Annotated in this window: 18 protein-coding genes; 4 read left to right on the top strand and 14 right to left on the bottom strand. The window is 64.6% G+C overall.

All coding sequences use genetic code 11. The annotated features are described in order from the left end of the window. Positions 1-3: 3 nt before the first annotated feature. Together JG746_RS06365 and JG746_RS06360 are read right to left on the bottom strand one after the other, a co-directional pair. Positions 4-315 (bottom strand): hypothetical protein, encoded by a 312-nt coding sequence (locus JG746_RS06365; protein WP_202357396.1) that lies wholly within the window; start codon positions 313-315, stop codon positions 4-6. 140 nt (positions 316-455) lie between these two features. Further along, positions 456-869 (bottom strand): winged helix-turn-helix transcriptional regulator, encoded by a 414-nt coding sequence (locus JG746_RS06360; RefSeq protein WP_244730684.1) that lies wholly within the window; start codon positions 867-869, stop codon positions 456-458. Positions 870-952: 83 nt separating this feature from the next. On the opposite strand from JG746_RS06360, the gene JG746_RS06355 reads away from it, so the two are divergent. Further along, positions 953-1,282 carry a nuclear transport factor 2 family protein gene (locus JG746_RS06355; RefSeq protein WP_202357395.1) on the top strand — a complete coding sequence of 110 codons (330 nt, stop codon included), beginning with the start codon at positions 953-955 and terminating at the stop codon, positions 1,280-1,282. Positions 1,283-1,341: 59 nt separating this feature from the next. On the opposite strand, the gene JG746_RS06350 is transcribed toward JG746_RS06355, so the two are convergent. Beyond that, on the bottom strand, positions 1,342-2,838 hold the full coding sequence (locus tag JG746_RS06350; RefSeq protein ID WP_202357394.1) for a CoA-acylating methylmalonate-semialdehyde dehydrogenase: 1,497 nt from the start codon (positions 2,836-2,838) through the stop codon (positions 1,342-1,344). A 161-nt stretch (positions 2,839-2,999) separates the two neighbouring features. On the opposite strand from JG746_RS06350, the gene JG746_RS06345 reads away from it, so the two are divergent. After that, complete coding sequence (locus JG746_RS06345; protein WP_202357393.1) at positions 3,000-3,881, top strand: LysR family transcriptional regulator; 882 nt, start codon at positions 3,000-3,002, stop codon at positions 3,879-3,881. Between the two features lie 6 nt (positions 3,882-3,887). Here the strand turns inward: JG746_RS06345 and JG746_RS06340 are convergent, their stop codons facing one another. Beyond that, positions 3,888-4,463 (bottom strand): hypothetical protein, encoded by a 576-nt coding sequence (locus JG746_RS06340; protein ID WP_202357392.1) that lies wholly within the window; start codon positions 4,461-4,463, stop codon positions 3,888-3,890. 193 nt (positions 4,464-4,656) lie between these two features. Here JG746_RS06340 and JG746_RS06335 point away from each other — a divergent pair, with 193 nt between their 5' ends. Together JG746_RS06335 and JG746_RS06330 are read left to right on the top strand one after the other, a co-directional pair. After that, positions 4,657-5,100, top strand: coding sequence for a hypothetical protein (locus JG746_RS06335; RefSeq protein ID WP_202357391.1), 444 nt, complete (start codon positions 4,657-4,659; stop codon positions 5,098-5,100). Further along, entirely contained in the window at positions 5,097-7,244 is a 2,148-nt protein-coding gene (locus JG746_RS06330) for a phospholipase D-like domain-containing protein (protein WP_202357390.1), read from the top strand. Before JG746_RS06335 ends, JG746_RS06330 begins: the two co-directional genes overlap by 4 nt. A gap of 69 nt (positions 7,245-7,313) precedes the next feature. On the opposite strand, the gene JG746_RS06325 is transcribed toward JG746_RS06330, so the two are convergent. The 10 genes from JG746_RS06325 to rsfS all read right to left on the bottom strand — a co-directional run bounded on the left by JG746_RS06325 (position 7,314) and on the right by rsfS (position 16,920). Next, complete coding sequence (locus JG746_RS06325; protein ID WP_202357389.1) at positions 7,314-8,570, bottom strand: D-amino acid dehydrogenase; 1,257 nt, start codon at positions 8,568-8,570, stop codon at positions 7,314-7,316. A gap of 123 nt (positions 8,571-8,693) precedes the next feature. Beyond that, positions 8,694-9,236: a nucleoside-diphosphate kinase gene (locus tag JG746_RS06320; protein ID WP_202357388.1), complete on the bottom strand. Its 543-nt coding sequence runs from the start codon at positions 9,234-9,236 to the stop codon at positions 8,694-8,696. Between the two features lie 14 nt (positions 9,237-9,250). Continuing rightward, positions 9,251-9,673, bottom strand: coding sequence for a nucleoside diphosphate kinase regulator (gene rnk, locus JG746_RS06315; protein ID WP_202357387.1), 423 nt, complete (start codon positions 9,671-9,673; stop codon positions 9,251-9,253). Between the two features lie 276 nt (positions 9,674-9,949). Continuing rightward, positions 9,950-11,095, bottom strand: a complete 1,146-nt coding sequence (gene alr, locus JG746_RS06310) for an alanine racemase (RefSeq protein WP_202357386.1) — start codon at positions 11,093-11,095, stop codon at positions 9,950-9,952. A gap of 65 nt (positions 11,096-11,160) precedes the next feature. Further along, positions 11,161-11,682, bottom strand: coding sequence for an RNA pyrophosphohydrolase (locus tag JG746_RS06305; RefSeq protein ID WP_202357385.1), 522 nt, complete (start codon positions 11,680-11,682; stop codon positions 11,161-11,163). Positions 11,683-11,717: 35 nt separating this feature from the next. Further along, the gene (locus JG746_RS06300) at positions 11,718-12,899 is read right to left on the bottom strand and encodes a divergent polysaccharide deacetylase family protein (RefSeq protein WP_202357384.1); all 1,182 of its coding nucleotides are present in this window, start codon (positions 12,897-12,899) and stop codon (positions 11,718-11,720) included. A 193-nt stretch (positions 12,900-13,092) separates the two neighbouring features. Beyond that, positions 13,093-14,424 carry a S41 family peptidase gene (locus JG746_RS06295; RefSeq protein WP_202357383.1) on the bottom strand — a complete coding sequence of 444 codons (1,332 nt, stop codon included), beginning with the start codon at positions 14,422-14,424 and terminating at the stop codon, positions 13,093-13,095. Position 14,425: 1 nt separating this feature from the next. Beyond that, positions 14,426-15,781 (bottom strand): murein hydrolase activator EnvC family protein, encoded by a 1,356-nt coding sequence (locus tag JG746_RS06290; RefSeq protein WP_202357382.1) that lies wholly within the window; start codon positions 15,779-15,781, stop codon positions 14,426-14,428. Between the two features lie 205 nt (positions 15,782-15,986). Beyond that, the gene (gene rlmH / locus JG746_RS06285; RefSeq protein WP_202357381.1) at positions 15,987-16,469 is read right to left on the bottom strand and encodes a 23S rRNA (pseudouridine(1915)-N(3))-methyltransferase RlmH; all 483 of its coding nucleotides are present in this window, start codon (positions 16,467-16,469) and stop codon (positions 15,987-15,989) included. A 73-nt stretch (positions 16,470-16,542) separates the two neighbouring features. Next, positions 16,543-16,920, bottom strand: coding sequence for a ribosome silencing factor (rsfS, locus tag JG746_RS06280; protein ID WP_010912111.1), 378 nt, complete (start codon positions 16,918-16,920; stop codon positions 16,543-16,545). Between the last annotated feature and the right edge of the window lie 177 nt (positions 16,921-17,097).

The raw sequence follows: 17,097 nt of genomic DNA, 5'->3' as shown, positions 1-17,097 counted from the left end.
CGATCAGATTCCTTGCGCGGTGGCGACGGCGGTATTCTCCCATCCGTCACCGGTCGCGAAAATGCAGCTTTGGCCCTGCACGTCGGTCACCAGCATGGACCAGCTCCCGTTTGCCGAAACGTAAATCTCGAAAATGGCGGCCTGGCCGACCACGCCGTAGCCGATCTGCTTTTGTTGAAAGGCCTGCGCCAATCCCGCGACAAGATCACTGTGGCCGCCGCAGATGAATTGCGCCCGTGCCGCTAGCGTCGACAGCGCCAGCGCGATGCCGATAGCACCCATCCTGATCCATCGAAACGAAAATTTGTGTGCCATTTGGCACCTCCTTCGCCTCCGCGTTCCGGCAAAAGGAGGCATGGGAATTTTATCATTCCCTGGAATCGATATGGTGAGGTCCTGATCCGAAAACAAGCACCATTTCGGGGAGCGCGGCGCGTTGCAGGGCAACGGCCGCGTCAGTCTTGCGCTGGCTCGCGAAGTGCCGCCCATTTCAGCAAGGCGTCGAGGGCCGGGCACAGGGACTGGCCCCAATCGGTCAGGCAATATTCGACCTTCGGCGGCACCTGGTGATGCACGATACGGCGCACGATGCCGTCGGCCTCCATCTGCCGCAGCTGCTGGATCAGCATCTTCTGCGAGATCGCCGGGATCGCCCGTTCGAGATCGGAGAAGCGCAGCACCTTGCCACCGAACAGGTGAAACAGGATCACCAGTTTCCAGCGGCCTTCGAGGATGCGCAGCACATTCTCGACGCCGCTCGCCGCCGATGACGGCGTCAATGTCGCGGGCTTAACTTCGGGCCGAACCTTACCTTCAGGCTCGGCCTTACCTTCAGGTAAGTACCTTACTTTTTCGTCGGTTCTTGTCATTTCGCCAGCATATCGCATTTTAGAAGCCGGACAAGCGCCGCCGGCCTCGGCTGATGGCGGCAACCCGCACCGGAGATGACATCATGACCGCAAAGCTTCCACAGCCGTTGGCCGACTATTTCACCGCCAAGAACAGGCACGATATCGACGCCATGCTCGTCCCCTTCTCGCCCGACGCCACGGTCAAGGACGAAGGAAGAACCCATCGGGGTTTGGCCGCCATCCGCGGCTGGATGGAGGAGACGACACGCAAATACCGGGTGACCGTCGAGGTCGCCGACGCGACGGTCAAGGGCGATGCATGGCGGATCGCCGGCATCGTCTCGGGAAATTTCCCCGGCAGTCCTGCGACGCTCCACTACGCCTTCACGCTGACCCGCGACCGGATCACGCGGCTGGAGATCGGCGCATGACACGCAAAAAGGGCGCGACCAAAGCCGCGCCCTTAACTCGGTGAAACAAGTGTCCGATGTCAGTTCATCGTCGGGATGACGAACTCGGCGCCGTCCTTGATGCCGGACGGCCAGCGCGAGGTCACCGTCTTGGTCTTGGTGTAGAAGCGGAAGGCGTCCGGTCCGTGCTGGTTGAGGTCGCCGAAGGAAGATGCCTTCCAGCCGCCGAAGGTGTAATAGGCGATCGGAACCGGGATCGGCACGTTGACGCCGACCATGCCGACCTGGACACGGCTCGCGAAATCACGCGCGGCGTCGCCGTCGCGGGTGAAGATGGCGACGCCATTGCCCATCTCGTGGTCGTTGGCGAGCTTGATCGCGCTCTCATAGGTCGGCGCGCGCACCACCGAGAGCACCGGCCCAAAAATCTCTTCCTTGTAGATGCGCATGTCCGCCGTGACGTTGTCGAACAGGCAGCCGCCCATATAGTAGCCGTCCTCATAGCCCTGCATCTTGAAGCCGCGGCCATCGACGACGAGCGTGGCGCCTTCCTTGACGCCGGTGTCGACATAGCCCTTGACGCGCTCCAGCGCCTGCGCCGTCACCAGCGGGCCGAAATCGGCGGCCGAATCCGTCGACGGGCCGACCTTGAGGCTTTCGACGCGCGGGATCAGCTTTTCCATCAACCGGTTGGCGGTGTCGTTGCCGACCGGAACGGCCACCGAGATCGCCATGCAGCGCTCGCCGGCCGAGCCGTAGCCGGCGCCGATCAGCGCGTCTACGGTCTGGTCCATGTCGGCGTCGGGCATGATGATCATGTGGTTCTTGGCGCCGCCGAAGCACTGCACGCGCTTGCCCGCCGCGGTGCCGCGCGAATAGATGTAGTGGGCGATCGGCGTCGAGCCGACAAAGCCGACGGCCTTGATGTCGGGATCGTCGAGGATGGCGTCGACGACTTCCTTGTCGCCATTGACGACGTTGAGGATGCCAGCCGGCAGGCCGGCCTCGAGGAACAATTCGGCGATGCGGATCGGCACGCCCGGGTCACGCTCGGACGGCTTCAGGATGAAGGCATTGCCGCAGGCGATGGCCGGCGCGATCTTCCACAGCGGGATCATCGCCGGGAAGTTGAACGGGGTGATGCCGGCGACGACGCCGAGCGGCTGGCGCATCGAATAGACGTCGATGCCGGGGCCGGCGCCATCGGTGAACTCGCCCTTCATCATGTGCGGCGCGCCGATGCAGACTTCGACCACTTCGAGGCCGCGCTGGATGTCGCCCTTGGCGTCGGCGATGGTCTTGCCGTGTTCGCGCGCCAGGATGTCGGCCAGTTCGTCATAGTCGCGGGCGACCAGTTCGAGGAATTTCATCAGCACGCGCACGCGGCGCTGCGGGTTGGTGGCGGCCCATTTCGGTTGCGCCGCCTTGGCGTTCTCGACCGCCGCGCGCAGTTCCGCCTGCGAGGCCAGCGCCACCGTGCCGCGCACCGTGCCGTCCATCGGCTGCATGACGTCCTGTTTGCGGCCGCTGGTGCCGGCGACACGCTTGCCACCGATGAAATGACCGTATTCGATCATAATATCTCTCCCTTGTTTGTGATGGGCGCATTGTCCGCCTTTGCGGTGGCGAAGGCAACGCGAGGAAGAACGCAACCGTTGTGCGAAAAGTAGATAACGGTTGACGGGCGAGCATCAATTCTCGCAAATGGCAGGCTACAAGATATCTCCTGGGGATTCCCATGAACTGGGATGACGTCCGCATCTTCCTCGCCGTGGCTCGCGCCGGCCAGATCCTCGGGGCCGCCAGGCGGCTGGAGCTGAACCACGCCACCGTCTCGCGCCGCATCGCAGCACTCGAGGACGCACTGCGCACGAAGCTCTTTCGCCGTTTGACCACCGGCAGCGAACTGACGCCGGCCGGCGAGCGCTTCCTCGACATTGCCGAGCGCATGGAGGGCGACATGATCGCTGCGCGCTCGACCATTTCGGGCGAGGGCGACGATATCTCCGGCACCGTGCGCATCGGCGCGCCGGACGGGTTCGGCGTCGCCTTCCTGGCCAGGCGCCTTGGCGAACTGACCGCGCTGCATCGCGAACTGACGATCCAGCTCGTGCCGGTGCCGCGCTCCTTCTCGCTCTCCCGGCGCGAGGCCGACATCGCCATCACCGTCGAGCGACCGACGGAAGGCCGCTTGGTGGCGGGAAAGCTGGTCGACTATTCGCTCGGCCTGTTTGCCTCGCGCGCCTACGCCGACGCCAATGGTCTGCCCAAAACACCGGCCGAACTCGGCCAGCACCCGCTCATCGGCTATGTGCCCGATCTCATCGTCAGCCCTTCGCTCGATTACGCCGCCGAATTCAGCGCCGACTGGCGCACCAGCTTCGCCATTTCCTCGGCGCTCGGCCAGGCCGAAGCGGTGCGCTCGGGCGCCGGCATCGGCATCCTGCACACTTTCGTGGCGCGTTCGATGCCGGAACTGGTGGCCGTCGATGTTGTGGCGCCCATCCGCCGCGCCTACTGGCTGGTCTATCACGAATCGGTCAGGCCGCTGCGCCGCATCCAGATCGTCGCCGGCTTCATCACCAAGGCGGTGGAGCGGGAAAGAAGCCTTTTCCTGTAAAGGTGCTCACGGTCCATCGAGAACAAGAGATCTCGCCACCCGTTGGGCTTCGTCAGCCAATGGCACCCACTTCTGCTTCATTTGCTCGGCGCTGTCGCCCGTGAGCCCGCAGGTCACCAGCCCGAAGCGGGTGCCGCGCAGCGAAAGCACGACCATGGCGTGGCCGGGGAAGCTGGCGTTGCCGTCGCCGACCTGGAAATCCATGTCGGCCATTCGTGCCGGATAGCCATCGGGAAAGCGGATCAACTTTTCGTTGCTGAAGGCCGCCGCGGTAAAGGCGGCGCCGACCATCTCGTGCCAGGCCCGCGGCGACCAGCCCGTTTCGAGAAATGCCTTGGGATCGGCTGGTGAATCGGACGCCTGCGGATCATAGAGACCGACCGATACCCGGCAGGTGAGGCCCTGATCGCCGGACTTGATCTTCAGCCGCATGGTCTTGCCGGAAGGTTCCTCGTTGGTCCAACCCTCCGGAAAGGTCAGGGAAAATCCGTTGTCCTTGTCGTGAACGGTCTTGTCGGCGGCATTGGCCGCCGAGGTGCAGGACAGAAACACGATAGCGGTAACCACAAAGCCGATACGCATCACGGGTGCTCGCGAATGCCAGGCCGGAACGATGCGCCTGACAGATTGTACCGCCCCGGTGATAACACGGTCAGGTGATGGACGCCGCCTTTTCCTTGCCACAAAACCGGCCAGTGTGGCATCAGGCATGCGGTCGCCGGCCATGGGCAGGGCCGCCGGTGGGGAAATCGTTCAGAAAGCTGGCGCGGAAACAATGCGAGCCGTTCTTGCCATCCTGCCGCTGATTTTCGTTTCGGCCTGCGCCAACCCGTGGACAAAAGTGCCGGAAGCCGAATTGCCCAAGCCGATCCGTTACGCGATGGCGCGCCCCTCGCCTTTCGTCATCGGCAATTATTGCGGCCCCGGCACCCGCACCGGCGATCTGTCGGCCCGGCCGGTCGACCGCCTCGACGCGGTGTGCCGGATCCACGACGCCTGCTACATCGCCCGCCACAATCATTGCGACTGCGACGGCGCGCTTGTCGCCTCGGCCAGGGCAATCCGTGACGACAAGGCGGCGCCGCGCAAGATGCGCGGCGAGGCGGAATTGCTGATCGCGACCTTCGCCATCCCCGTTTGCAAGGTGTTTCCACAGGGCTTCATGCCGCCGCGCGACCCGGCACAGTTGAGCGCCATGAAGGCCGGAGCCACCGGGTGAATCGCCACGCATTTAGCATCCTTGCCCTGTTCGGGCTGACCGCCCTTGCCGGTTGTGCCGGCACGGGCCGCAATGCCTGCGATCTGCTGCCGGGACAGGAAGCCTGCGCGCGGCCGTCTTTGTCGGCCAGCACGCCCGGGCCCCAGGCGTCGCAGTTTTTTGGCAATGCAGAGACCAGCGACTACGAAAGACGCTTCCTGGCGCTGCTCGCCCACAATGAGCTCGGCGCCATGGATCGCGCCAACGGCACCGGCCCGTTCGGACGCAACCGCCGCGACGTGCAGAACAGCGACTTCCAGGCGACCTATTCGGCGCTGCAGCAACTGGCCGGACCGGTCGCCAGGGCGCATCTGCCGCCGGCCAATGGCGGCAGCGGCGAGGGTCATTTCGAAGGACGCTGGCGGGTGTCGCGGCAGACGCTCTACATCGATGCGGCGGCGCGGCCCTCGGCGCCCAAGATTTTCGATTTCTCCGGCCTGCAGGCGCGCAGCACCGAAATCGTCGTGCGCCAGGCTGGCGAGCAGCCGGCCGAGATCGAGGCTACCTGCGACGGTCCTCTGGCGATGCGCGCCGCCGGCGCCTCACGCACCATCGCCGCCGGCGCGGCATTCCGGTTCCGCCTGTCGGGTGAGGACGACGTCGTCAACCTGTTTCCAAGCGACGGGCTGAACCGTTGCACGGCAAGGATCCGCTCCAGCCTTGCGCCGGGCGGGTCGCCGCTCACCATTCGGCGCGAAGAGATCGCCGATCCTGCTCTCGCCAGCTTCGACAGTCGCTACGAGCGCTGTCCGGTTCCCGACAGCGCCGGCCTCGACGCGCTCGAGCGCGCCTTCTATGCCAGCCGCTGGCTGTCGCAGACCTGCGCCCTGCCCATCGACAAGCCCCGGCTGCTGCGCAAGTCGCGCGACGGCTTCAACGCCAAGGTCGAGGCGCTGATGGGCGCGCCGCTGTCCGATGCGGCCATAGACAAAGGCGACCCGGAGCTGCCGCTCGATTTCTCCAGGGCGCCAAGGCTGAAGCTGATCTATCTGTCCTCGCTCGAATTCAAGGCCGACTTTTCCGGCCGCATCATCGAGCGGCTGATCCGCCATCATGCCGCACTGGGCACCAAGGTGCGCATTCTGGTCACCGACGTGCTGGAGCGCGACAAGGACGACGCCCTGCTGCACCGGCTGGCGGCGGAGTTCCCCAATGTCGAATTGCAGGAATACCGCTGGCGCGCCGATCACGGCGCACCGATCGACGAGCAGATCTCACAGCTGCACAAGACCCATCACATCAAGATGCTGGCGACGCTGGCTGTGGACCCAGCGCGCTCGCGCGTCATCATCGGCGGCCGCAACATCCATGATGGTTTCCTGTTCCATCAGCCGATCGACCTGTCGCGCTATCCGAACCTTGAACAATACGGCAAGACCGACGGGTTTTCGCTGAACTACTACTCGAACTGGAGCGACTTCGACATCGAGTTCGCCGACAGGGCGACGGCCGAAACGCTCGCCGCGCAACTGTCGACAATATGGTTGCGCGATGCCGACACCAATCTGGCGCGCCCCTTCTCCATCCCGGTGCGAGGCGATGGCCGCCCCCGCGTCAATGCCCGGCACTTCATTTCCGTGCCCTATGAGGACGACCATGCGCTGGAGGCCTATTTCGTCGAACTGGTCGACGCCGCCCGCCACCATATCCAGATCGTCAACCCCTACCTCAATCTGACGCCAAGCCTCGCCCAGGCCTTTGACCGGGCGCTCGCCCGCGGCGTCAAGATCGACATTGTCGGCCGCATCGACCTCAAGGGCGACATTGGCGGCAAGTTCCTCACCGCGCTCAACAAGCTGTTCGTCGAGAAATATGGCGACCGCATCAACATCCGCGAGTTCAAGGCGCCCGACGTGGTGCTGCATTCAAAGATCATGATGATCGACGAAAAGCTGGTCGCCATTTCCTCGGTCAACCTCAACAACCGCAGCTTCTTCCACGATTCAGAGAACGGCATGATGGTGCTCGATCCCGCCTTCTACGTCAGGATGAAGCCGATCTATGACGACTATCTCGCCCACTCGAACCCGGTTTCCAGCAACGTGACGATCCCATGGGCATACCGGCTGCTGTTCGACGAGGCCTGGGTCAGGCAGGCGTTCTGATGCAATTCCAGGAAAAGTGTAAAGCGGTTTTCCGTCGGGAATTGCATCCACCCAAGAGACGTGCCGCCCCTATTTCAGGTAGCGTTCCTGCGCCAGGGCACGGGCATCGATGTCGGGCACCTTGTTCGACATGATGTCGGCCAGCACCTTTGCCGAGCCGCAGGCCATGGTCCAGCCGAGCGTGCCATGGCCGGTGTTGAGGAAGAGATTGGACAGCTCGGTGCGGCCGATCAGCGGCGGCCCGTCCGGCGTCATCGGCCGCAGCCCGCACCAGAAGGTCGCCTCGCGCATGGCGCCCGAGCCCGGAAAGAGGTCGCCGACCGAATGTTCGAGCGTGCGCCGCCGCGATTCATGCAGCCTGAGGTCGAAGCCTGAAATCTCGGCCGTGCCGCCGACGCGGATGCGGTCACCCAGCCGGGTGATCGCCACCTTGTAGGTTTCGTCCATCACGGTCGACACCGGCGCAAGCGCAGCATCCTTGATCGGCACGGTGATCGAATAGCCCTTGACCGGATAGACCGGGATTGACCGTTTCATCCGGCGCATGAAACCGGCCGAGTAGCTGCCCAGTGCCATCACATAGGCATCGGAGGCCTTGAAACCCTTGCTGGTGCTGAGATTGGCGATGCGGTTGCGACTGCGGATGACGCGCCAGATCGTCGTGTCGTATTCGAAGGTGACGCCACGCGCGACGCAGAGCTCGGCCAGTTTCTCGGTGAACATCTTGCAGTCGCCGGTTTCGTCGTGCGGCAGCCGCAGCCCGCCAACGAATTTCTCGCGCACGCCGGCCAGCGCCGGCTCCGCCGCGATGCAGCCGTCCTGGTCTAGGATCTCGTAGGGCACGCCATATTTCTTCAACACCTCGACATCACCGCCGGTGCCATCGAGCTGTTTTTGCGATCGGAACAATTGCAGCGTGCCCTGGGTGCGCTCGTCATAGCTGATGCCGGTCGCCTCGCGCAGCGCCTTCAGCGTGTCGCGGCTGTATTCGGCCAGCGGCACCATGCGCGACTTGTTGATGGCATAGCGCTCGGCCGTGCAGTTGCGCAGCATCTTGACCAGCCAGGTCCACATATGCGGGTCGAAGGCCGGCCGCACCACCAATGGCCCGTGCTTCATCAACAGCCATTTGATCGCCTTCAGCGGAATGCCGGGCCCGGCCCAGGGCGAGGCATAGCCGGGCGAAATCTCGCCGGCATTGGCGAAGCTGGTTTCCAGCGCCGGGCCTTTCTGGCGGTCGAGCACCGTCACCTCGTGACCGGCCTCGGCAAGATAATAGGCCGTGGTCACCCCGATGACGCCGCCGCCCAGCACCATGATCTTCATCGTTCACTCCTTGCCGCGCCGCGCATCCTCGGGACGCCCATGGACGCGACCGCATTTCTCGATTTGCGCATGATCCCGAACGAAAATCGATGCCGATCTTCGAGGACCATGCGCCGTGGCCATTCACGCCGCCGAGGGACCGGGGTCGTCGTCTTCTGTCTGCCGCATTCCGGCCGTCTCGCCAAGAGGCCGCCAATCGTCCGCGGCGCTGTAGACGAGAGTGAGCCCGTGCGGTCGCCGCCCGTCTGCCCGGTCTTTCTGCCTGACCGCGCGCCGGGCAGCCTCCGGCTGGTAAAGCACGGCCTTGATCAGGATCTGCTCCCGGCGGCCGTCGGCGTGCTCGATCAAAGCCGTTCGGCCCTGTGCCATGCCAAGCATGCAGAGCCCACGCCTGGTTGCCACCGACAGGCTGGAGCCGACCGGTCCGCGCCCCTCGTTCTGCACCAGCGTGCGCGTCTCGGCGTGACCGGCATCGATGCTGAACACCACCCTGCTGTTCAGCGTGACGATATCGGGGCCGACCGAATCGATCGGGACGATATCGGCGGTTGAAAGCTTGTGTTCGAGCATGTGCACGATCGGATCCGCGAATGCCCGCCGGCGCTCCAGCATGACTTCGAGGACGGCGAAGTCCTTCGTCGTCAGACAGCAATTCGTGCTCTTCATCACGGCCTCCACGATCAGCGCCGCTGCGCGCCGGAGGCCGGCGTGTCGACGGCTTCGATGGTCACCGACAGTTCCCGGCCGCCACGGCTGCTCCAGCACACTGCCTGCCCTGTCGACACTCCGATGAGCGCCGTTCCCATCGGCGTCAGCACCGAAATCTTGTTTTCGGCAATGTCGGCTTCGCCGGGATAGACCAGCATGATGCGCTGGATCTCCCCGCCTTCGCCGCGGACCGTCACGATCGATCCCATACGCACCACGTCGGCCGGCATCGCCGCCGCGTCCGTGACGACGGCGCGGTCCATTTCCGAAAGCAGTTCCTCGGCGGGTTCGGGGGCACGGTCGAGCAAGGCCCTCGCCAGGCCGGTCAACCTGTCATGGTCGGTGTCGCTGATCAGAATCCGGCTCGGTGAACGCAGTCCTGTTGCATGTTGCATGGCAAACCTCATGGATCGGCGCATCGAACGAATGCGCGCCTGCCGCTGCACTGACAGCGGCGTGATGAAAAGCCGGCAGCCGCGAAGGGCCGTACAGCTTGATGGCGGTTCTGGAAGTATGGATGCCCCGATACGGACGGACGCCCAGAAGGCGGCCGCGCCGGGGCTACGATCCCGCGATCGGGCAGACCCTGAACAAGGTTCTGGTGTAAGCGAGGTTGCTCATGCTTCGAACCTTGCCGACAGGCGCCCGCTTGTCAAGCGCGGCCAAACCGCTCAACCGCCGACATAGTGGCGGTGAAAGCGCGGGCCGAGACTGGCCAGGATTTCATAGCCGATGGTGCCGGCATGGCCGGCGGCATCGTCGACGCTCTGCGAGGGGCCGAGCAGTTCGACCAGATCGCCCTCGCGCAGCCTGCCGGGCGGCAGGGCCGATATCTCGAGAATGATCGAATCCATCGACACACGCCCGAGGAAAGGCAGGCGCACGCCCTCGAACCAGGCCGCCGAAGCGGAGCGGCGCAGCCAGCCATCCGCATAGCCGAACGAAATCGTTGCCAGGCTCAGCGGACCGTCCGCGTGATAGCTGTGGCCATAGCCGATGCCGGCGCCCTTCTCGACATGGCGCGTCTGCGCCACCTTGGCCTGCAGCCGCACCACCGGCAGCATCGGATTGGGCTCGCCCGGCGTCGGGTTGATGCCGTAGAGCGCGGCACCGGGCCGGGCGAGATCGTAGTGGTAAGACGGCCCGAGAAAGATGCCGGAGGAATTGGCGAGCGAGGCGGGCGTCCGGGGAAGCATGGCGCGCAGCCGTTCAAAGGCCAGCCTCTGCTGTTCGTTGGCCGGATGGCGCGGCTCGTCGGCGCAGGCCAGATGGCTCATCACATATCTGACGTCGATGCCGTCAAACGCACTGCCATCCCCGCCCAGCGCCTCGACTTCGGCCGGCGCCATGCCGAGCCGCGACATGCCGCTGTCGACCTGAATGGCGGCCGGCAGCCGGCGACCGGCGCCATGCGCCGCCGCGCGCCAGGCTTTCAACTGCGTGCCGCTGTTGATGACCGCGCAAAGCCCGGCCGCCATCGCTTCCGGCTCGGAGCCCGGCGGCAGCCCGTTCAGCACGTATATGTCCGGACCCGTCCCGATCGCCTCGCGCAGCGCGATGCCTTCGGCCAGCAGTGCGACGAAGAAGATGTCGCAGCCTTCCCGGGTCAGTGCCGCCGCCACCTGGGCCGCACCGAGACCATAGCCGTTGGCCTTGACCACGCCGGCGCAGCGCGCGCCGCCCAGCCGCGCCTTCAATCGCCTATAGTTTTCACGGACCGCACCGAGATCGATGGTCAGGATCGCGCCAGCCGCCGCCTCGCTGACCGGCCAACCGGTGATGGTGTTCGCAGCAGCCCGGTTGACGGCGTCGTTCATGGCGACCCTCATTGCATCGGCCATCAATACGACCCTGGCACCAACGCGGCAACCTCGACGCGCGATTACCGCGCCAGATGGCGGAACGCCGCCACCACGTCTTCATAGACCTTGCGCTTGAACGGCACGATCAGGTCGGGCAGGTCCTGCATCGGCCGCCACGACCATTTGTCGAATTCGGCGGTGTGGCCGCCCGGCGGCGGATTGATCTGGATCTCGCTGCTGTCGCCGTGAAAGCGGAAAGCGAACCATTTCTGCGTCTGGCCGCGATACCGGCCCTTGAAGGCAATGCCGACGAGATGGTCCGGCAGGTCGTAATTGATCCAGTCCGGCGCCTCGGCGAGCATGGAGACGCTGCGCATGCCGGTCTCTTCATAAAGCTCGCGCTCGGCCGCCTGCAGCGGCTCCTCGCCCTTGTCGATGCCGCCTTGCGGCATCTGCCAGAGCTGCGTCGTACCGGCGAATTCGCTGTCGGGTTCGGCGATGCGATGCCCAACCCAGACCAGGCCCTCGCCATTGAGGATCATCAACCCGACACAGGGACGGTAGGGCAGCGTTTCGCGGTCGACCTTTTTCGTCTTCGGCATCAGTCAGTTTCTCCAGCCATCTTGCGAAGGCTTCGCTAACCTTTTTGCGGGTCGATGGCCACCGCTGAAATCGGCACGATCTCGATGCCGCGTTTCTTGGCCTCGGCAATCCAGGATGTCACGATGTCGACCGTCAGGTCGAAGGCCGAGCCGATGCCGACGGCCGTGCCCTTGGCCCGCGCCGTGGCTTCGAGACTGTCGAGTTTCTTCAGGATGGCGCCGCGATCCTGCACCGCGTCGATCGCCGTGTCGCCGGCGACGAAGGGCACGCCATCCTTCAGCGCCAGGTCGGGGGCCAGGCTGCGCGCCGACGAGCCATCGTCGATATAGGCGAGACCACGTTTGCCGAGTTCGGCCATGAACGGCTCCATCGCCGCCGTATCGGCGGAGAAGCGCGCGCCCATATAATTCATGACGCCGGTATAGTTCGTCGTCCGCGACAGCGCCCAGTGCAGATTCTTGAGGTTCTCCTCGGCGCTCGCCGCCACCGTCAGCGTGTTGCGGCCGGGGTTGACGTTGGGATAGTCGAACGGTTCGAGCGGCACCTGCATGACGATCTCATGGCCGCTCTGCCGGGCGGCCTGCATCCAGCGGCCGATGCTGTTGCCTTGCGGCGCGAAGGCCAGCGTCACTTCCGCAGGCAATTTGGCGATCGCAGCCTGGGTGCCGGTCTGCGAGACGGCCAGCCCGCCGATGATGATCGCCACCCGCGCGCCGCGCGCGCCGGACCATGGCCGCGCATAGACATCGAACGGTCGCCTGCCATCGGCGGAGCGGATCGGCAGGGGCCCGGTGTCGCTGGCTTCGATCAGCGCCTTGTCGGGAAGATGCGCGATCTTGAGGTTCTGCCCGACAGCAGACGGATCACGGATGACGATGGCCGTCTGCGGAGGACCATCGCCCTCCTCCTTCTGCACATGGATGATCTGCGGACCGCCGGTCTTGGACGGCGGTTCGACCTTTGGCGCCGCGACCGGGGCCAGAGCGGATGGCGCCGCGGCAGGTTCGGCCGCCGCCGTCACTTTCGGCGTCGAAACGGCGACCTCTTGCGGCTTGCGAAACGGCTTTTCCCTGAGCGCGATCGCAGCCGAGACGCCAACCACCGCCAGCACGACGACGCTCGCCGCGACAATGCCCGTGCTAACCTTGCCGGCAGCGCGCGGCGCCCGGACGGTCTGTCCAAGCGGGCGTTCGATGTCCTTGCCGATATCAGCCAAGCCCTGTCCCCGGGGCGCATGGTTCCGAAGGCGATCCCTTCGGCGACATGCGCGAATTCATCAACCCTGGCGCACCTCTGGCGCCGTATCCGGAGGCTTGGTCTTGCCTCCCCGAATCAAACTGCCGGAACCTTTCGGTCCCGGCAGCATCGCATTGCTTCGTTCAGGCGGCCAGACCCGGCCGGCCAAACCGTTACTGGTTGAGCACGGCCTTTTCCGGATTCGGCGGGAAGGCCGGATCGGTCTTCTGTCCACGCAGCAGTTGCTCCGCGAAGATCAGCTGCAGATCGTCCTTCGGATCCGGCGGCACATAGGCGGCCGAGCCCGAGCCGGTCGAGCTCTCGTCGGCACCCTTGATGTGGCCCTTGAGATCGGATTCGCCGCGCGTCAGGTCCCTGCCCTGCAGTTCAGGCGGCAGCGGCTGGTCAACCTTGATGTCGGGCGTGATGCCCTTGCCCTGGATCGACTTGCCCGACGGCGTGTAATAGAGCGCCGTCGTCAGCCTGAGCGCGCCATTCTCACCGAGCGGAATGATGGTCTGCACCGAACCCTTGCCGAAGGACTGCGTGCCCACCACCGTGACGCGGCGCAGATCCTGCAGCGCGCCGGCGACGATTTCGGACGCACTGGCCGAGCCGCCATTGACGAGCACGATCATCGGCTTGCCGTTGATGTCGTCGGTCTGCTTCGGCTTGGCGTCGAAGCGGGTGACGTCCTTCGGATCGCGGCCGCGCGTCGAGACGATCTCGCCGCGCTTGAGGAAGGCGTCGGACACGCTCACCGCCTGGTCGAGCAGGCCACCCGGATTGAGGCGCAGGTCTAGCACATAGCCCTTGAGCTTGTCGTCCGGCACCTGCTTCTTGATGGTCTCGATGGCGTTCTCGAGGTCGTCATAGGTCTTTTCGGTGAAGGAGGTGATCTTCATGTAGCCGATGTCGTTCTCGACCCGGAACTTGACCGCCTTGACCTTGATGATGTCGCGCACCACCGTCAGCTCGATCGGCTTGTCGGCACCTTGGCGCAGAATGGTGAGCTTGATTGGCGTGTTGACCAGGCCGCGCATCTTGTCGACCGCGTCGTTGAGCGTCAGGCCGCGAACCTCTTCGCCGTCGATCTTGGCGATGTAGTCGCCGGCCAGCACACCGGCCTTGGCGGCGGGCGTGTCGTCGATCGGCGTGATCACCTTGACCAGGTCGTTCTCCATGGTGACCTCGATGCCGAGGCCGCCGAACTCGCCCTTGGTCTGCACGCGCATGTCCTGCGCCTGTTCGGCATTCATGTAGGAGGAGTGCGGATCGAGAGAGGAAAGCATGCCGTTGATGGCGTTCTCGACCAGCGACTTGTCGTCGGGCGGCGTGACATATTGTGCCCGCACCCGCTCGAAGATGTCGCCGAAGATCGCCAGCTGCTTGTAGGTCTCCGAGCCCGCAGCGTTCGCCGAGGAGCCAGGAGCACCATAGACAAGGCTCATGGCGGACGCGCCCATCAGCGCGCCGGCAAACAGAAGCGACAGTTTCCGCATCATTTCACGTCCTTCCAGAAAAACGGTCCGCCCACCATGGGGCCGGATCGACGGGTTTTCCATCCTTGCGAAACTCGACGTAGAGTTCCGGCGTGGCATTTCCATTCTTCGAAACCGAGGTGCTTGCCACCCGGGCCTCTCCCATCGCGCCGACCGGCTCTCCTGCGAGCACCGACTGGCCAGTCACGACGCTGATTCTGCTCATCCCCGCCAGAACGACATGATAACCGTCGCCGGCATTGAGGATCAAGAGTTGACCATAGGAGCGAAACGGCCCCGCATAAAGCACATTCCCATCCGCCGGCGCTGTGACGATGGCTCCCGATTGTGTCGCAAGCATGTCACCTAGCATCACCGCGCCGTTACCGTCATCGGCGCCGAACCGGCGCTTGATGCGGCCGGTGACCGGCAGCGCGATCTGCCCCTGCAGCGCCGAAAACGGCGCGGTCGCGGTGAGCCGGTTGCCTTCGGGAACTGGCAGCGCCGCAAGCGATGCCGTCGTATCGCCGCCGGTCTGATCGCTATTGGCTTGGGCCGCGGCGGCCGCCTTTGCGGCATCCGCGGCCTTGCGGGCCTTGTCGGCCTGCGCTTCGAGCGAGGCGATCAGGTCCTTCAGGCTGGAGGCCCTGGCCGCCAGCTGCTCCGAACGCTGCTGTTCAGCCGCCATTTGCGCCTGCGTATCGGCTTCAAGCTTCTGCTTGGCCTCGAGCAGCATGGCGAGCCGCTTCTTTTCCGCCACCTGCTCGCCGACCGCCTCCGTCAGTCGTGCCCGTTCCGCCTCGATCGAGGCCGTCACCCGGGTCTGCTCCTTGAGGTCGGCCAGCAGGCTGTCGGTCTGCTGGCGCAATTCCGGCACCACCGCGCCAAGCAGGATGGCGCTGCGCACCGACGACAGCGCATCCTCCGGCTTGACCAGGATGGCCGGCGGCGGGTTGAGCCCCATGCGCTGCAGCGCGCCCAGCACTTCGGCCAGCACGTCGCGGCGCGCCACGAGCGAGGCGCGTATCTTCTGCTGCTGGTCCTTCAGCCCCTCCAGCTTGGCGCCGATATCCTCGATGTCCTGGCCGAGCTTCTGCTCGGTCATCGCCGACTGGATCAGCGCGGCGGTGATCGACGCATGGTCCTTCTTGACCGCGGCGATATCGGCGGCGAGCTTGGCCAGCCGTTCCGACGAGAGCGTTATTTCCTTGGAAACCTGCTCGTATTCGGCGCGGCTCTGGTCCGGATCCGGCGCCATGTCGAGCGTGTTTTCGGCCCAGGCGCCATGGAACGACAGAAAGACCGTCGCTGCCGCGATGCCGCAGCGCGCGCGCCAGGAGCCCCCTGTTGGGGCCGGTGTCGATTTCCAGCCTTCAGACATTCGCGATCTATACTATCCGCGGCTTCGTTAACGAATCATCAACCATGTTTTGACGGGCCGACCCCAGAATACATGTCGCCCAAAATGGTCCCCGTCTTGGGCAACGGCATGCATCAAAATCACGGTTTGAATCTAGTACGGCATTGGGGCGGAAATCCGGGCAATGGGCGACGAATCACAGCTGGCGGCAACTCTAGCGGCAGGTTCAGGAGCGATGATAGGGGTGGCCGGAGAGGATCGTCGCCACCCTGTAGAGCTGCTCCCCCAGCATCACCCGCACCAGCTGGTGCGGCCAGGTCAGCGCTCCGAACGACAGCACCAGGTCGGCCTGGTCGCGCAGTGATGGATCGTGGCCGTCGGCGCCACCTATGGCCAGCACCAGCGCCTTGCGCCCGCCGTCGCGCAACTGTCCGATGCGATTGGCTAAATCCTGCGAGGAAAGGCTCTTGCCGCGCTCATCGAGCAGGATCAGCGCCGTGCCCGGCTGCAGCTGCGCCTGCAGTCGCGAGCCTTCGTCACGCTGGCGCTCAATAGCGCTCTGCGACCGGCCCTCGGCAATTTCGGTAATCCCGGAGAATTCGAGCCCGACCGCCGGCCCGCTCTTGGCGAAGCGCTCGAAATAGCGGTCGGCCAACTCCCGCTCGGGGCCGGTTTTCATTCGGCCCACGGCATGAACTGAAATCTTCATCCCGCCTCTATAAGCCGTTAGTGCACGTCACCCAAAGGTGAAAATCCGATTTTGGGCAACGACACGCAGCAGCTTAATGAAGGGTCTCTTCCTCGAGATCCGGCGCCTGCCACATCTTTTCGAGATTGTAGAATTCGCGGACTTCGGGGCGGAAGACATGGACGATGATGTCGCCCGAATCGATCAGGACCCAGTCGGCGCCGGACAGCCCCTCGACGCGCGCCGTGCCGAGGCCGGCATCCTTGAGCGCCTTGAGGAGATGGTCGGCGACAGCCGAGACATGACGGTGCGATCGGCCCGACGCGACGACCATGTAGTCGCCGAGGCTCGATTTCCCCTGAATGTCGATTGAGACGATGTTTTCGGCCTTGGAGTCTTCCAGACTGGCAAGGACTGTGTTGATGGCTCGGGACACGGCGTCGTTTACGCTGATCCCGGCCGGCGAAGGCACGATGTCGGCCTTCTTCCGCAGTGCTGTTCTCAGTGTATTTCCTTTCGCAGCAAGAACAACCAAATCACCCCCAAAAGCAGGTGACACCACTTAGATAGGCAGAGTTCCCTGACAGTTTCAAGACGCTGCCCCAACTCACGCGAACTCGCCGGTTGCCCGCTTGTTCCATGGGGCAGG

Source organism: Mesorhizobium sp. 113-3-3, assembly GCF_016756495.1.
Lineage (GTDB): Bacteria > Pseudomonadota > Alphaproteobacteria > Rhizobiales > Rhizobiaceae > Mesorhizobium.
The sequence above is the reverse complement of the archived record's forward strand: the minus strand, read 5'-3'. Positions and strand labels throughout refer to the sequence as shown.

Excerpts from the sequence above, each read along its gene's own strand:
- alr (WP_202357386.1), bottom strand. The coding sequence starts at position 11,095 with ATGAACGACGCCGTCAACCGGGCTGCTGCGAACACCATCACCGGTTGG.
- rlmH (WP_202357381.1), bottom strand. The coding sequence starts at position 16,469 with ATGAAGATTTCAGTTCATGCCGTGGGCCGAATGAAAACCGGCCCCGAG.
- JG746_RS06350 (WP_202357394.1), bottom strand. The coding sequence starts at position 2,838 with ATGATCGAATACGGTCATTTCATCGGTGGCAAGCGTGTCGCCGGCACC.
- JG746_RS06365 (WP_202357396.1), bottom strand. The coding sequence starts at position 315 with ATGGCACACAAATTTTCGTTTCGATGGATCAGGATGGGTGCTATCGGC.
- JG746_RS06340 (WP_202357392.1), bottom strand. The coding sequence starts at position 4,463 with ATGCGTATCGGCTTTGTGGTTACCGCTATCGTGTTTCTGTCCTGCACC.
- rnk (WP_202357387.1), bottom strand. The coding sequence starts at position 9,673 with ATGCAACATGCAACAGGACTGCGTTCACCGAGCCGGATTCTGATCAGC.
- JG746_RS06345 (WP_202357393.1), top strand. The coding sequence starts at position 3,000 with ATGAACTGGGATGACGTCCGCATCTTCCTCGCCGTGGCTCGCGCCGGC.
- JG746_RS06305 (WP_202357385.1), bottom strand. The coding sequence starts at position 11,682 with ATGCCGAAGACGAAAAAGGTCGACCGCGAAACGCTGCCCTACCGTCCC.
- JG746_RS06325 (WP_202357389.1), bottom strand. The coding sequence starts at position 8,570 with ATGAAGATCATGGTGCTGGGCGGCGGCGTCATCGGGGTGACCACGGCC.
- JG746_RS06320 (WP_202357388.1), bottom strand. The coding sequence starts at position 9,236 with ATGAAGAGCACGAATTGCTGTCTGACGACGAAGGACTTCGCCGTCCTC.
- JG746_RS06335 (WP_202357391.1), top strand. The coding sequence starts at position 4,657 with ATGCGAGCCGTTCTTGCCATCCTGCCGCTGATTTTCGTTTCGGCCTGC.
- JG746_RS06355 (WP_202357395.1), top strand. The coding sequence starts at position 953 with ATGACCGCAAAGCTTCCACAGCCGTTGGCCGACTATTTCACCGCCAAG.
- JG746_RS06360 (WP_244730684.1), bottom strand. The coding sequence starts at position 869 with ATGACAAGAACCGACGAAAAAGTAAGGTACTTACCTGAAGGTAAGGCC.
- JG746_RS06290 (WP_202357382.1), bottom strand. The coding sequence starts at position 15,781 with ATGTCTGAAGGCTGGAAATCGACACCGGCCCCAACAGGGGGCTCCTGG.
- JG746_RS06295 (WP_202357383.1), bottom strand. The coding sequence starts at position 14,424 with ATGATGCGGAAACTGTCGCTTCTGTTTGCCGGCGCGCTGATGGGCGCG.